General features: G+C 59.8%; 11 protein-coding genes. 2 read left to right on the forward strand and 9 right to left on the reverse strand.

Translation table 11 applies throughout. From position 1 onward, the window contains the following. The first annotated feature begins 37 nt into the window (after nucleotides 1-37). Nucleotides 38-466: a GFA family protein gene (locus AC3EML_RS25895; RefSeq protein ID WP_352521509.1), complete on the forward strand. Its 429-nt coding sequence runs from the start codon at nucleotides 38-40 to the stop codon at nucleotides 464-466. A 118-nt stretch (nucleotides 467-584) separates the two neighbouring features. On the opposite strand, the gene AC3EML_RS25900 is transcribed toward AC3EML_RS25895, so the two are convergent. The 5 genes from AC3EML_RS25900 to AC3EML_RS25920 all read right to left on the reverse strand — a co-directional run bounded on the left by AC3EML_RS25900 (nucleotide 585) and on the right by AC3EML_RS25920 (nucleotide 10589). Then, entirely contained in the window at nucleotides 585-2660 is a 2076-nt protein-coding gene (locus tag AC3EML_RS25900; RefSeq protein ID WP_352521508.1) for a response regulator, read from the reverse strand. 10 nt (nucleotides 2661-2670) lie between these two features. Continuing rightward, nucleotides 2671-8382 carry a HAMP domain-containing protein gene (locus tag AC3EML_RS25905; protein ID WP_488500386.1) on the reverse strand — a complete coding sequence of 1904 codons (5712 nt, stop codon included), beginning with the start codon at nucleotides 8380-8382 and terminating at the stop codon, nucleotides 2671-2673. A gap of 184 nt (nucleotides 8383-8566) precedes the next feature. Then, entirely contained in the window at nucleotides 8567-9106 is a 540-nt protein-coding gene (locus AC3EML_RS25910; protein WP_352521507.1) for a hypothetical protein, read from the reverse strand. A 296-nt stretch (nucleotides 9107-9402) separates the two neighbouring features. After that, the gene (locus tag AC3EML_RS25915) at nucleotides 9403-10023 is read right to left on the reverse strand and encodes a cysteine hydrolase family protein (protein ID WP_023687850.1); all 621 of its coding nucleotides are present in this window, start codon (nucleotides 10021-10023) and stop codon (nucleotides 9403-9405) included. Nucleotides 10024-10046: 23 nt separating this feature from the next. After that, complete coding sequence (locus AC3EML_RS25920) at nucleotides 10047-10589, reverse strand: DUF6894 family protein (RefSeq protein WP_023700055.1); 543 nt, start codon at nucleotides 10587-10589, stop codon at nucleotides 10047-10049. Between the two features lie 153 nt (nucleotides 10590-10742). Between AC3EML_RS25920 and ku the strand changes: the two genes are divergently transcribed. Then, nucleotides 10743-11570, forward strand: a complete 828-nt coding sequence (ku, locus tag AC3EML_RS25925) for a non-homologous end joining protein Ku (protein ID WP_023681176.1) — start codon at nucleotides 10743-10745, stop codon at nucleotides 11568-11570. A gap of 651 nt (nucleotides 11571-12221) precedes the next feature. Here ku and AC3EML_RS25930 read toward each other — a convergent pair. The 4 genes from AC3EML_RS25930 to AC3EML_RS25945 form a co-directional block, all read right to left on the reverse strand. Beyond that, complete coding sequence (locus AC3EML_RS25930; protein WP_352521506.1) at nucleotides 12222-13268, reverse strand: ATP-dependent DNA ligase; 1047 nt, start codon at nucleotides 13266-13268, stop codon at nucleotides 12222-12224. Between the two features lie 128 nt (nucleotides 13269-13396). Continuing rightward, nucleotides 13397-13903, reverse strand: coding sequence for a YciE/YciF ferroxidase family protein (locus tag AC3EML_RS25935; protein WP_023668075.1), 507 nt, complete (start codon nucleotides 13901-13903; stop codon nucleotides 13397-13399). A 332-nt stretch (nucleotides 13904-14235) separates the two neighbouring features. Beyond that, nucleotides 14236-14655, reverse strand: coding sequence for an HD domain-containing protein (locus tag AC3EML_RS25940; protein ID WP_023681173.1), 420 nt, complete (start codon nucleotides 14653-14655; stop codon nucleotides 14236-14238). Nucleotides 14656-14695: 40 nt separating this feature from the next. Next, a complete protein-coding gene (locus AC3EML_RS25945; RefSeq protein WP_352521505.1) occupies nucleotides 14696-15106 on the reverse strand; it encodes a DUF427 domain-containing protein in 411 nt (136 codons plus the stop codon). Nucleotides 15107-15620 lie beyond the last annotated feature (514 nt).

Consider the following 15620-nt stretch of genomic DNA (forward strand, 5'->3'; position numbering starts at 1 on the left):
GCGATCGGAGCGTTCGGCGCCGCCTTGATCGATCTTGATGCGTGAGGTTGGCAAGCGCCTACCCGGCTCCTTGGCCATCAAGGGCGGATGTCTCTGTGGCAGGATCCGATTCAGCGCCGGGATCGAACCGAGGGTTCACTACTGCCACTGCGATATGTGCAGACGAGCGACCGGCAGCGCGTTTGCAGTTCTTGCCTGGATGCCCTGCCAAAGCCTGAGCTGGAATTCCGGAACGCCAACATATCGAAGGTCTTCGCCGATCGCGCAAAGAGGCTTCTGCCCAGAATGCGGGTCGCCGCTCAGCCTTTGCTTCGACGCGTCGCCAACCGAGATCGCGCTGCACGTCGGTACCTTCGATGATCCGGCTCACCTGGTGCCTCGGTACAACTACGGTTCAGCGCAGCGCCTTGGTTGGGTGTGCTGCGGAATAGACCTACCGGACCGCGACACCGAGGAGCGCTGGTAGCGCCGCGAACGACCCAGATTGCCGATCAGGAATGCGGCCCTTGTCGCCGTGCCCCGAAAGTGCGGTCTCGATCTGCCCGGCCTGCCGACGTCGCCAGACCGTCGACAATCCCTAAGCGCTAGCCGGTTTTGATCCTTTGGGGGGCCGCATTCTCTATCGCGAAGAAAATCGCTTCGAACAGATCCTCGTCGCGGAAGGGCTTGCCGAGCAAGGGCACGTCGGCTGGCCGATCGGCAATCTCCCGGGCATCGGCATAGCCCGTGATCATGACCGCTGGCCAGTCCGAGCGCAAATTGCGCGCGAAGCGGATTACGTCGACGCCGGATACGAGTGGCATGGCGAAGTCGGTGATAATGACGTCGAACTTGTCGGGAGTGCGCTCCATCATGGCCAGCGCCTCCGCCCCTCCTCCCGCGCAGGTCACCTCGAAACCGCGCTGGCGAAGGGACTCGGCGGTCAATTGCCGCAAAACATGGCTGTCGTCGATCAGGAGGATTGATGGGTGCTCCATTCCGGCATCGGCGAACGCTCGTTCAATGTCGGGTTCCACCGCAGGATCCACCGGCTGTTCGGTCGAACGTGGCAGCCAGAGTTGCATGGTAGTTCCGCGGTTGACGACGCTTTCTATGCGAAGTGTCCCACCTGACTGCTTCATGAAGCCGTAGACCGTGCTGAGACCGAGGCCCGTTCCCTTACCGACCGGCTTGGTGGTGAAGAACGGTTCGACGACCTTGGCGACAAGATCGGGTGGTATGCCGGATCCGGTGTCCTTGACGGCGATCAGGACATAGTCGCCCGGCGGAATATCCTCTGTTTGCGTCACGATCGATCGATTCTGCGCATGCACGGTTATTGTCCCGCCAGAGGGCATGGCGTCACGCGCGTTGAAAACCAGATTCATCAGGGCCAATTCAAGTTGGCCTGCATCGACATGCACCGGCCAGATCGTGTCATCGATCTGCCAGTCGAAACGGATCAACCCCCCCAGTACGGGCGCCACCAATCCATTCATCGTGTCGCCCAGCGCAGCAAGGCGCACCGCTTCCGGCTTCAGGGTCTGGCGCCGCGAGAATGCCAGCATTCGCGCCACAAGGTCAGCGCCTTGTTTTGCAGAACGCCGCGTCAGGTCGAGTACCTGTTGCGCCTGATCATCCAACGTGGCCCGGCGTTCAAGCAGCCCTAACCCACTGAGAATTGCGGCGAGCAGGTTGTTGAAATCATGCGCCAGGCCGCCGGTTAGCTTGCCGATAGCGTCGATGCGCTGGGATTGAAGCAGCTGATCCTCAAGACCGCGCCGCTCGGTGATGTCAAGCAATGTGCCGATGATTTCCGGTTCACGGCCATCTGAGCCGTCCGACATCACCCCCTGGTCGAGAAAAATGCGATACTCGCCATTGGCGCATTGCCAGCGGAACTCGCACGTATAGGAGCCGGTGGTTTTTGCCGCCAGCAGCGCTTGCTTCAATCGCGGCAGGTCGTCCGGATGAACGCGGCTGAGACCGAACTCCGGATCCGATGTCAGGTATTCAGGCGCAAAGCCGGTCAAGCGCTCGACGCCCTCCGTAACAAAGCGCGCCGCAAAGGGCGGCTCGGCTGCCCGAGCATGAAAGCAGACCGGCAACGAATTCAGGATGGCGTCCTGCCGTTGCTCGGCGCTGCGCAGCGCGCGTTCGGCCTGAAGCTTGTCCTTGTGCGCCTGCAACGCCTGCGCCAATAGTCCCTGCTCGACCTCCGCCTTGCGCTGGATCTCGAGCGTCTTCTCGTGGAGTTCGACGAAAACCGCGACTTTCGAACGCAGCATGATCGGATCGAATGGCTTGAACACATAGTCGACCGCGCCGGCATCATAGCCGCGCAGCATATGCGCATCCTCCTTGTTGATGGCGGTCAAGAAGATGATTGGGGTGCGCTTGGATTGCTCGCGCTGGCGGATAAGTGCGGCCGTTTCATACCCGTCCAACCCTGGCATGAGGACATCCAGGAGAATGACGGCGAACTCCTCTTTCAGCAGAAAGCGCAGAGCCTCTTCGCCCGATTGGGCGCAGATGACCTCTCCGATAGTCGCGAGCACTTCGCTGATCGCCAGCAGATTGCGCTCATCGTCGTCCACCGCCAGGATGCGGGCTCTTGCCGGCCCTTCGGCAAGAGCTGCCACCTCAAGTTTCCTTACCCTGTTTCTTGCCAGCTTTTGCATCGAACGGCCGTCAGTTCGCTGCCAGGAGAATTTTTTCCGGGCTCTCGACACGGGATCGGGCACGCCCGATCCAGACACGAAGCAGCGCCAGCAGGAGATCCAGGTCGACGGGTTTGGCGATGTAGTCGGAAGCCCCGGCATCCAGACATTTTTGCCGATCCCCCTTCATCGCCTTTGCGGTGACGGAAATCAGCGGGATATGAGCAATCGCCGGTGTGCCGCGAATCCGCCGCATCGTCTCGTAGCCGTCCATCTCCGGCATCATGATATCGATCAATGCCACGTCGACATCGGGCGCCTGTTCAAGAAGCGCGATGCCATCACGGCCCCGCTCGGCATGCAGAACCTGTATGTCATAGGTCTCCAGAACACTGGTGAGCGAATAGATGTTGCGAATGTCGTCGTCGACGATGAGAACTTTCGCCCCGGCGAGATCGGACTTGCCGTTATGTTCAGTTCCTGCCCAGGCCTCTTGGCGACCTTCTCCCGGCAGCGTTGCCGAAATATGCAGCGCCAATTGAGCGAAGTTCTCCGCCCGCGGTGCTTCCGCCAAGGCCGGGTTCAATGCCAGTACCTGTTCAAGCGCGTCCGGGTGAGGCGTAAAGAACAGCAGCTGCGGCAAGGCTTCGCCGAATTGGCCGGTGATCTCGTCCAGCGCCTTTGCGTTGTCCTTGGCGGAGCGTCCAAAGCCGAGCACGACGGCATCATAGAAGGCGAGGCCAACGTCTTCTGCATTTGCCGCAACACGACCGATCGCGGTGACCGACGTTACGCCGTCGCGGATTGCCTCGACCAGAGCCAGACGCCGCTCCGGGTCAGGGTCCACGACCAGAACGCGGCGCTGAACGCGGAGCTTCTTCGAGTGGATATCCTGAAACACCTTCATCAGCTCGTCCGAGGAAACGGGCTTGGTGGAAATGCTGGACGCCCCCTTGCGTGCGAGACTGTCGATGTCTTCGGCACCCGAGATGACATGGATAGGAATTCCCCTCGTCTTCTGGTCATGCCGCAGCAGATCGAAAAGCACCCAGCCATCGATATCCGAAAGTCCGAGATCAAGTGTGATTGCGTCGGGAACGAGCTTGCGGGCCAATGCCAGCGTGCCGGAACCTGCAGTCGACAGAACGCCTTTCAGCCCGGCCGACCGGGCGAGGCCAAGCAGCAACCCGCCAAAGGTCGGATCGTCTTCGACGATCAACACGATCCGATCGGTGGGTAGGATTAAATCGCGGTCGTCGATCAGCTCTGCCGAGGGCGGACTGCTGAGCAGAGCTGTCGCAGCAACCGCCTCCGCCGCCGGAGCCAAGGTCGACTGTACTGTCGTCACGCGGGGGCCGTCGAACGGGATGATGAGGGTAAATGTCGACCCCTTGCCCGGCGTGCTTTCGACCCGCAATTCGCCGCCAAGCAAGCGAGCGATCTCGCGGCTGATCGAGAGCCCAAGGCCGGTGCCGCCATACTTGCGGCTGGTGGTGCCGTCGGCCTGCTGGAAGGCCTCGAAAATCAGCTTCTGTTTGTCTTCTGGAATGCCAATGCCGGTGTCGGTGACGGCGATCGCGAGAGCCTTCACCGGCTGCGTCGCGCCATTGCGGCGGCCGGCCTTTTCAACCCGGAAGTTCAGGCTGACCTCGCCTTCCGAGGTGAATTTGAATGCGTTGGAAAGCAGGTTGAGGACAATCTGCTGCAAGCGTTTCTCATCTGTGCGGACCGTGTCGGGAAGCGCCGGATCGACCTTGATGGTGAAGCCAAGTCCCTTGTCGGCTGCCAGCTGACGAAAAGTTCGTTCCATATGCTGGCGAAGATGCGTCACCGGCATATCGTTGATGTCGATGGAAACAGTGCCCGACTCGATCTTCGACAGATCGAGGATATCGTTGATGAGGCTGAGAAGATCGGTTCCTGCCGAATTGATGGTGCGGGCGAACTCTACCTGTTTTTCGTTGAGGTTGCCGTGCTGGTTGGTCGCCAGCAGGTTTGACAAAATGAGCAGCGAATTGAGCGGCGTGCGCAGTTCGTGGCTCATATTGGCCAGGAATTCGGATTTGTATTTCGACGTGAGCGCCAGTTGCTCGGCTTTTTCCTCCAGCGCGCGTCGCGCCATCTCGATTTCGAGATTCTTGTTTTCGACCTGCTTCTTTTCGTTCTCGAGCAGCTGCGCCTTTTCCTGCAGCTCCTCGTTTGTCGCATGCAGCTCTTCCTGCTTTTTTGTCAGCTCGGTTTGACGCGCTTGCAATTCCGACGTCAGCAGTTGCGACTGCTTGAGCAGGCCCTCCGTGCGCATCGTCGCAGCGATGGTGTTGAGAACGATGCCGACGGATTCCATGAGCTGGTTGAGGAACGACTGGTGTGTGTCACGAAACTCGCCGAACGAGGCGAGCTCGATGACGGCTTTGACTTCATCCTCGAACAGGGCAGGCAGGATGATGACATTGGCTGGCGAGGCGCTGCCAAGACCAGATGTGACCCGAAGGAATTCTGGCGGCACATTGTCCAGCATGATGGCGCGCTTGTCGGCGGCACTTTGCCCAACCAGGCCCTCTCGCAGATCAAGCCGCTGCTTGATGGCAGCCTTGCTCTCGGCGCCATAGGAAGCCGCCAGCTCAAGATAGGATTCCTCCTCGTCGCGATTGGTGACGTAGAACACCCCATACTGGGCGTTCACCAGAGGAGCGAGTTCGGACATGATGAGCCGCGAGACGGTGGCAAGGTCGCGCTCGCCTTGCAGCATGCGCGAAAACCGGGCGAGATTGGTCTTCAACCAGTCCTGCTCGGCATTCTTCAGCGTCTGATCCTTCAGATTGCGGATCATTTCGTTGATGTTGTCTTTCAGCGCGGCGACCTCGCCGGAGGCTTCGACGCTGATCGAACGGGTAAGATCGCCCTTGGTCACCGCCGTCGAAACCTCGGCGATGGCACGCACCTGGGTGGTCAGATTGGCAGCGAGTTGATTGACATTGTCGGTCAGGTCGCGCCAGAGGCCGGCGGCACCTGGCACACGCGCCTGACCACCGAGCTTACCCTCGATGCCCACCTCACGGGCGACGTTGGTCACCTGGTCGGCAAAGGTGGCAAGCGTCTCGATCATGCCGTTGATGGTGTCGGCCAGCAGGGCGATCTCTCCCTTCGCGTCGACCGTCAGTTTGCGCCTGAGATTGCCTTGCGCGACCGCCGTCACGACATCGGCGATGCCGCGCACCTGATTGGTCAAGTTCGTCGCCATCAGGTTGACGTTGTCGGTCAGGTCCTTCCAGGTACCGGCAACACCTTCGACGCGCGCCTGGCCACCAAGCTTGCCCTCGGTGCCAACCTCACGCGCGACTCGGGTGACCTCGCCGGCGAAGGAGTTCAACTGGTCCACCATGGTGTTGATGGTCGACTTGAGCTCCAGGATTTCGCCCTTCACATCGACGGTGATCTTCTTCGACAGGTCGCCGCGCGCCACGGCGGTCGTGACTTCGGCGATGTTGCGCACCTGGCCGGTCAGATTCTCGGCCATCGAGTTCACATTGTCTGTGAGATCCTTCCACGTGCCGGCAACGCCGCGCACCTGCGCCTGGCCTCCCAACTTGCCTTCCGTGCCGACCTCGCGTGCCACGCGCGTGACTTCCGAAGCGAAGGAATTAAGCTGGTCCACCATTGTGTTGATGGTGTCCTTCAGCTCCAGGATCTCGCCGCGGACATCGACGGTGATCTTCTTCGAAAGGTCCCCGAGCGCCACGGCGGTGGTTACCTCGGCGATGTTGCGCACTTGGCCGGTCAGGTTGGCCGCCATGGCGTTGACGTTTTCGGTCAGATCCTTCCACGTGCCGCCGATGCCGCGCACCTGGGCCTGGCCGCCGAGCTTGCCATCGGAGCCGACCTCGCGCGCCACACGTGTCACTTCCGAAGCGAAGGAATTGAGCTGGTCGACCATCGTGTTGATGACGTCCTTGATCTGCAAGATCTCGCCCAGCGCGTCGACGGTGATCTTCTGGGTCAAGTCGCCGGTCGCTATGGCCGTTGCCACCTTCGACACGTCACGCAACTGCACCGTCAAATTGCCGGCCATGGCGTTGACGTTGTCGGTCAGATCCTTCCAGGTGCCACCGACGCCTTCGACATGCGCCTGGCCACCAAGCTTGCCTTCCGATCCCACTTCGCGGGCCACACGCGTGACCTCAGAGGCGAAGGAGTTCAGTTGGTCGACCATCGTGTTGACGGTGTCCTTGAGCTCCAGGATCTCGCCTTTGACGTCGACGGTGATCTTCTTCGACAGGTCGCCGCGCGCCACGGCGGTGGTGACTTCTGCGATGTTTCGAACCTGGCCAGTCAGGTTGGCGGCCATGAGATTGACGTTGTCGGTCAAATCCTTCCATGTGCCGCCGACGCCCCTCACCTCTGCCTGGCCGCCCAGCTTGCCTTCGGTGCCGACCTCGCGTGCCACGCGCGTCACTTCCGAGGCAAAGGAGTTCAGTTGGTCGACCATCGTGTTGATGGTGTCCTTGAGTTCCAGGATTTCGCCTTGCACGGCGACCGTGATCTTCTTGGACAGATCGCCCGACGCGACCGCCGTGGTCACCTCGGCGATATTGCGCACCTGACCGGTCAGGTTCTCGGCCATCGAGTTGACGTTGTCGGTGAGGTCCTTCCAGGTGCCGGCGACGCCGCGCACCTGCGCCTGGCCGCCAAGCTTGCCTTCGGTGCCAACCTCGCGTGCCACGCGCGTGACCTCGCCCGCGAATGAATTCAGCTGGTCCACCATCGTGTTTATCGTGGATTTCAGCTCGAGAATCTCGCCCTTCACGTCCACCGTAATCTTCTTCGACAGGTCGCCCAAAGCCACCGCGGTCGTCACTTCGGCGATGTTGCGCACCTGGCCAGTCAGGTTCTCGGCCATGGAATTCACATTGTCGGTCAGATCCTTCCACGTACCACCAACACCCTCAACGCGCGCCTGGCCGCCAAGCTTGCCTTCAGTGCCGACCTCGCGCGCCACGCGCGTCACTTCCGAAGCGAAGGAATTGAGCTGGTCCACCATCGTGTTGATGGTGTTCTTCAGTTCTAGGATTTCGCCCTTCACATCGACTGTGATCTTCTTCGACAGGTCGCCCGACGCGACGGCGGTCGTAACCTCCGCGATGTTGCGCACTTGCCCGGTCAGGTTCGTGGCCATCGCGTTGACGTTGTCGGTCAGATCTTTCCACGTGCCGGCGACGCCCTTGACCCGGGCCTGGCCGCCGAGCTTGCCTTCCGTACCGACCTCGCGCGCCACGCGCGTCACCTCGGAGGCGAAAGAGGCCAACTGGCCGACCATGGTGTTGACGATCTTGCCGATGCGCAGGAATTCGCCGCGCAGCGGTCGGCCGTCAATTTCGACCATCATGGTCTGCGACAGGTCGCCCTTGGCGACGGCGCCGATAACGCGCGCAACCTCAGCCGTTGGCTGAACCATGTCTTCGATGAGATCATTGACTGAACGGACACTGGATTCCCAACTGCCGGTGGCATTTCGAACCCGACCGCGCTCGCCTATCCGCCCTTCCTTGCCGACGACCCGGCTCAAGCGCTCGAACTCGCGCGTCACTTGGTCGTTGAGGTCAGCGATCTCATTGAAAGTCTCAGCTATCTCGGAATCGAGGCCTTCATAAACATTGTCGATGCGGACGGAGAAATCGCCGCGCCGGAAGGCTTTCAGAGAATTCAGGATGCTTCGACGGTCCAATTGCTTCTTGGATGCCTGCACGGTCACAGCGCCCCTCCCAGCCCTATGGATTTATACGGATAAAGTTGCCCCCGCGGCTAATGGTTGGATCGCGCCGCAAGACCCCAAACGCGGCATTTTCAATTTTGTTCCATCGTGCCGTGAATTCCAGGCCGACGATTGCGCCTTGGTTTGAACGCCGGATTTTCATGATGCGGTTGTGGATTTATCGTGCTTCAGCCGACCACGACACGTCATAGCCGTTTGCCATTGCCAGAGAGGCATGAATTGCGTTGCGCAACTCGGAAGGCGAGGCAGGCTTTGCGACCCATGTCCCTTGAAGGAAAATCGGATCGTGAAAACCCGAATTGGCGTAGCTTGCCGAATGGACGACAAAGGGGATGTTTCGGGCGTCAAGCAACGTAGCTATTCGTTCGAGCGCGATAAACGCCTCGTCTTCCAAAATCGCAACGGACCTATGGTGGTCCATATATCGCAGTCCTTTGCTCTCCGAAGCGATCGGCAGCGCAGCACGCCGCCTGACCGGTTCCACCCGGTGGTCGAAGCTCACGGCAATTTTCTTGCCGGACATGGCATGGACCATAAGCCCGACCAATTCCTCGTCGTCGCAGCGACACTCAGGAAACCTTGCGCGGATTTCATCGACCGCAAACGCCGTCGAGATAATGTCGTCAGCGCGATAGCCAGAGATCACCGCGTAGACTGCGCTATAGGTTTCAAGGTCAATGACTTCGGTTTTCAGCACATCATCCTCCCTGCGGAAGGCCGACGGCAGAGGCGCCGGATGTCTCGCAAAGATTGCTAGATGCCGGCATCGAGTCTTCGGCGCTGTATCCTGTTCATTCTATGACGGTTGACCGCGCTGTCGATAGCTCTGCAAGGCTTTGTACGCTTCCAGACACTGATTCACCCGAGCGACCAGATCAGGCAATCGTGCCGTTCATATTGGTTTTCCGGTTCACTGTAGTGCCGTCCGCCAACTTAAACAGTCCACCCGACCAGAATGACGATTGTCGGCCCTTTCACTTGAAGCCCCCCAGATCAGCGAGTGAGTTGTGGCCAACACTCCAACACCTCCGCCATGCTGGCCGCCTCAATCTGCTCACTGAAGCGGGAATGGTAGACTTCCATCAGTGCGTCATGGGTCTGGTCGGCAGAGCTGCAGATGGCATCGGTGACGAGAATGACGCGAAAGCCACGATCGATGGCGCCAAGCACGGTCGCGAGAACGCAAACGTCGGTTTCGCCACCGGTGATCACGAGCGCACGCACGCCGGAGCCACTCAGCAGCGCGTCGAGCCGCCCCTCGGTCCAGGGCGAATAGACGTGTTTGTCGACCACCGTCGCCGGCGGTACAAATCGTGCAAGTTGAGGCATCAGCTCGATCAGGCGCGGATCGATGTTGGAAAGGGTTACCTCCGCCCACCGACGATAGTAGTTTGCCCACATTCCCGGCGCCTCGCCCGGGCGGGCGGCAGGAATGAAGCGCGTGAACAGGGTACGGCTGGCATGTCTGGCGACCAGTTCTTCGATCGCCGGGACCACCTTTTCAGCCCACGGCACGGGCCAAGGTCCACCCGGCGCAAACAGGCGCTGCATGTCGACGCACAGATGCAGGCCATCGTCGCCTATTGGTCCGTGAATCAATCCTTGGGCGGCCACTGGTGGATTCCGTCGGGTTCGGGTTACTGGCCTGCCTGCCGCGCTGCATCGGCCTCAGCCACATCAACAGTGTAAAGCAATTCACCGTTTTCGTTGGATACCCTCACAAGCCAGCCGGACAGAGCGTCCGTGCCAGGCTGCAGGTCGGCGAGAAGATCGATTGCGCAGCGGATAGCTTCGGACCGGGCCGCCTCAAGGCTCGCCATCCTCGACGGCGGTATGCGTCGGCTGGTTTCGCCATCGCGATACTCAAAGACATATACGTCGCCGGCGCCGTCGCTTGCAGAGGTTATCTCGACCTGGTCGAAATTGCCGTTGCTGCTCGCGTCATATTCATTGGCTGCGAGATCAAAGGTCGCTGTCTGGACCAGGATTGCCTTTGCGCGGGCAAGCACGTCATCTTCAGCTTGTATCCCGACGTTTGCCATGTCCACCGTAACGCAGTCGCCGCCCTCGCCGCAAAATATCACCCGGCGAACCGACTGCCCGTCTGGCGCCCTGGCATTCACCACTTCGGTCCGAACGACTTGCATGACACTCTCCTGCCTGTGTCTGACAATGTTCATGGTGCGGTTTCGGTTCCTGCGGATGCAGGGCGTCGGCCCGGCTGTCGAGACCGACAGGACTTCCCCGCCGGACATTGACGTGCACCGAGCCCCCGCCGCAGGAACAATTCGAACGGAAACGCGTTGCCTGGCTGGAAACGGGATAAACGCAAAATGGCCGCGCCACGTGCTGCCTGGAAGGGCTTCTTGAAGGTTGGTTCGGTTACTTGCGGCGTGAAGATTGTCGGCGCAACCAGCGAAGCATCCAAGATCCATTTCAAGATTTTGAACCGCAAGGACGGTCTGCCGGTCAGGAGCGTCTACGCCGACGAGGAGACCGGAAAGCTGGTGGATGCAGCGGATCAGGTGAAGGGTTTCGAGATCGAAAAGGACGAATTTCTCCAGATCGAACCTGACGACATAAAGGCGTTGAAGCTGACGTCGAAGCACACGCTCGAAGTCGGCGAATTCGTATCGATTGACGATATCGATACGCGCTATCTCGAGAAGCCCTACTATCTGATCCCGGCCGACGGCGCCGCAATCGAAGCATACGGAGTGATCCGCGATGCCATGAAGAACAAGGGCGTGGCCGCTCGATCCTGCGTGGTGCTCTACCAGCGCGGCCGCGAAGTGCTGATTCAGCCCTATGGCAAGGGGATGGTGATGACCGAGCTTCGCAACCACAACGAAATGGTTTCGGAAAGCACTGTGTTCGATGGATTGGCCAAGCAGAAATACGACCCCGATCTGCTCGAAATCGCCGGCATGCTTATTGACAAAAAAGTGACGACCTTCGATCCCTCGAAATTTGAAGACACCTATGAGGACGCGCTGATCGCCATGATCGATGCAAAGCGCAAAGGCAAGAAGCTGCCGAAGCCCGCACCAAGGCCACAGGAGAATGTCATCAACCTCGCTGAGGTGCTGAAGAAGAGCCTCAAACAGGAAGGGCTGGCGAGATCCACAAAGAGAGCCTCACCGAAACGCAAGACAGCATAGTTGATAACTGCCCAGCCAGAAGGTCCGCACAGCAGCCCCAGCCGCCCTAAATCGCTCGGAACAATTCTCGCGGTTGCCCGTTGGCCACCAAGGACAATTCCTTATGGCCGAGATCAAGAACGTCGACAGGGCAGTCCTCAAAGAGCCAGAGGCAGCGGATGCCAACATTGCGCTCAAAGGAGCCGGAACGCAGGACTCTGATCGAGCGCCGACAAGCCCCAGGACCGCTGGCCATCGGTAAAATACATGGGGTGTGAAAAGACCCTTTCGCCTCCAGACGCGGCGACGCGCGACCTGGCGGGCCGAACCCCACGCCCAAGCGAAACCCGGAGAATAGATGTGCCCCCCAAACCAGAGCCAACCGAAGAGCCGCCAGTGGATGCGCCGACGTGGACGCCGGACATACGCGAGCCTGAGCCGGATCTTCTTCCCGACGAAGTGCCAGTTCCTAATCCGGACGAGAACCGTGATCCGCCAAAGCGAGGCGTGGTGACAGACTGAACAACGGGTTTGGTCCGGCATCCTCCTGCAAAGGCGTTTATCTCGCCGCCGGGTTCAAGATCGCCAGTGAAATGCGACTGGATTTGGCTGCGCCGAATGCTTGACGGATTTGGTCTCCATAGTGTGGACCTGCCGACGCTTCGCCAAGCCTCATTTTCCAAGTATCTGTTCGAACGTGCATTGCTTCGGGCTTTTGTCAGGACGCCATCGCAGAAATTTGGTGCCATGACGGAAACGATCCCCGGTGACATGATCGAACCGCACCTCCGCCACCAGTTCGGGCCGCAATGGCTCCCATTGTCCGCTTCTTTCCGTGCTCCACCGACTGGGACCGCCCGGCGCTTTTCCCGTGAAGCCAGGAGCCGATCGCAAAGCTTCAAGTTGTCGCGTAAGCTTGGCCCTGTCCTCCCGGGCGATCGTCGAAGTGAACCCGACATGGTCGAGTTGCCCCTGGTCATTGTACAGGCCAAGCAACAGGGAGCCGACTTCACGCGAATTCGCCAGGTAGCGGAACCCTCCGACGACACAATCGGCCGTGCGCAGGCGCTTGACTTTGACCATGGCGCGCTCGCCGGGCCGATATTCGTCATCGAGAAGCTTGGCAACGACCCCGTCGGTCGAACCTTGTCCGGATTGGCCAAGCCATCTGCCTGCCGCCGCCAAATCAAGCGTTGCCCGAGACAGTTCGAGATCCTTTCGCCCGGCCGACTTTACGAACAGTTCGAGTGCAGCGCGCCGAATCGAGAGCGGCTGCTGCATCAAGGCGCCCTCGGAGGTCGCCAACATGTCAAAGAGGATCAGCTTTGCCGGCGTCGCGACCGACAGTTTCCGGATCCTGCTTTCCGCCGGATGCAGCCGCATCTGCAAGGCGTCGAAAGAAAGAGCGCCTGCAATTTCGATGACGATCTCACCATCGACCACGAACTCTTTTGTTTTCAGTTCATGCAACATCGCGACGACTTCCGGGAAATACCGCCCTAACGGCTTGCCGGATTTTGCACGCAACTCCACGGCCGCGCCGGCTTTAAAGGCCAGGCAGCGGAACCCGTCCCATTTGGGTTCGTATTGCCATCGGCCAGCATCGGCCGGCAACGTGTCGGCAGCCTTTGCTTCCATCGGCGCCGTGCTCAACGCCACGCCGAAAGACGATTTTACACTCGTCGGCAGATCGCGAGAGATGGCAGATTCGCCCGTCATGAAAGTTCCGTGGACAACGATGGAGATCGACTCAACGCAGCACTGGTGCCGGTTTTGGAAAAATCATGCTTCAACAGGGTTAGGTCATGATGAGATTTCAACCAGATCTCATCATGACCTGGGACGGTCTACTCGGCAGCCTGCATGTTGATCTTGCTTTCCGCCATTTCGGTGAGCTTGCGATCGGTCGCCTGCTCTTCCTTCAGGTTCTTGGCCAACACGTTGGCGCAGTCGCTGCGGCCAAGCTGCTTGGCCCAGGCGATGAGCGTGCCATATCTGGTCATCTCATAATGTTCGACCGCCTGCGCCGAGGCTATCAGTGCCGCGTCTAGGACCTCCTTGTCGTCAACGTCGCCGCTCACATCGTCGGCTTCCTCCAGAATGCCGTCTATCGCCGGGCAGTTGACCTCCTTGGCCTTGACGCCATGCAATTCGAACACCTGTTCGACGCGCTCGATATGGCCTTTGGTCTGCTCGAGGTGTTTTTCGAATCCGGCCTTCAATTGCGGATCGGTTGCCTTGCCGATCATCTTCGGCAGCGCTTTCTCGATCTGCTTTTCGGCGTAATAGATGTCGCGCAGCGTGTGCACGAAGAGATCGTCGAGTGTCTTGATGTCCTTCGAAAAGAAGCCCATGGCCTTACCTTTCATTGTGCAGAAGTTCGGGTTCGGCGGCGGCTTGCCCGCCACCCGCGGAGGCCGGGAACTCGTCCCGGCTTGCTGGTCAACGCGCCGGTGCCGGAGGAGTTCCTGATTCCGAGCCGGGCCGTTACTCCTTTTCGAAACGCTGCGATCAATCTCCGGAGGAGCTTTGACCCGATCACACGTTCCATGGCCCAGACGATGACCCTCAGGCGCCCGCCGGCGCGGAAAAACTGACGGCCAGGAGAGCCGAAACGTGCTGTGCGCCGCAAGCTCTCGCAGGCGATGGCTGCCTCGGCAGATGCAATGCCAGCGTCGGGCGCGCACTATTGTCGGGAGAACTCTTGGTCAAGTATGCGAAGGCCCTCTTCATATTTGGCCGCCGACGCTCCGACCTGCCTCGACTGCCAGATGTTGTCCTCCAGATCGGCGCGTTTTACGGGGAGCGCCACTGGGTTCGACGCAGCCCGCCGGACAAAGGCGAAATACTCCTCATCCGGCCTGCGCGACATGGCATCGACCGCCGCGGTAATTGTCGGTCCGAAGCCTGCTTCTTCGAGCTTGGCGCGGGTCCAGCCCTCGCCTTTCTCCAGAACGTCATGAAGGTAGGCAACAGTCTTCTGATCGATTGTCTCGACAGCGTCGACGACACGGCGGCAATGCTCGATGTAGGGCCGCCCGGTCTTATCGCGCTGCGACGCGTGAACCTCCTCCGCAATCTTTGCCGCCTGGTAGAAAATGCTCATCGCGCCTGTCGTTACCGTGATTGTCTCTGCCTGATGAAACCTATTCGACGATATGTGGCGTGTGTCGCTTGTCCTCGGCAGGGTCGACATCGATACGGGCCTTTTCCGGATCGAAAGCGCCGTGACCTGCAATAGCCAGAGCAGCCGCATCGGGCGTTTCGTAGGCCCACATGAAATCGTCGGAAGAACTGCCGACGGCGTGGACACGCCAGTAGCTTGCGGTGCCTTTAAGCGGGCACCAGGTGGTGGTGTCGGTCTTTTCGAAAAGATCGAAATAGATGTCCTCGAAGGGGATATAGAAAACGGGCTCGTGCCCGTCTTCACGCAGGACCTTCGCCCGCTCCGTAGCTGCGACGATGGCGTCGGAAAACCGCACCGTCACCGTGCCGGAAAACGGTTCTATGGCCAATCGGCCAAGGTGGTGTTGTGAAGTTGCGCCTGAAGTTTGCATTTGGATTTCTCCCTGGCGATTACCGCAAGATGCCTGGAGACGAAATGCGCGGCGGCGCTTCAGGTTCCGGCATGTCCGATGAAGCTGAATGGCGGGCCGGACTTAAAGCGCCTCCCGCTTGCCGTATCCAGCAGTTCTCGTTGGTAAGGCGCGGTGAAATGCTCGTCCAACCCATTCGAAGATTTTGGAAGGACGACACGGTCGTCGCTTCCGTGGAGCGTCAGGGCTGGCACCGAAATGATCTTCGCCGCCACTTGCCGGCGGGCGAGTTCGTGGCTGGAGATGCTCCAGCTGTTTGGCCGTCGTCAGCTGCCGCCTCATGTACGGGCTCCGGGGCGGCCTCAGTTGCTGCCAAGTGGGCCGCAAGGTCCCTATAGACCTTGTCCCTGCCGCCATCGTGTTTAGCGATCAGGCCAAGTAGGTCATGACGGCTTAGCTTTGCAATCTTCATAAGGAATTCGAATTCGTGCTTCGGAATCGAGGCTGCTAAGCGATCGAGTTTGGCCCGCCGGGT

The organism is Mesorhizobium sp. P170090 (assembly GCF_057786115.1).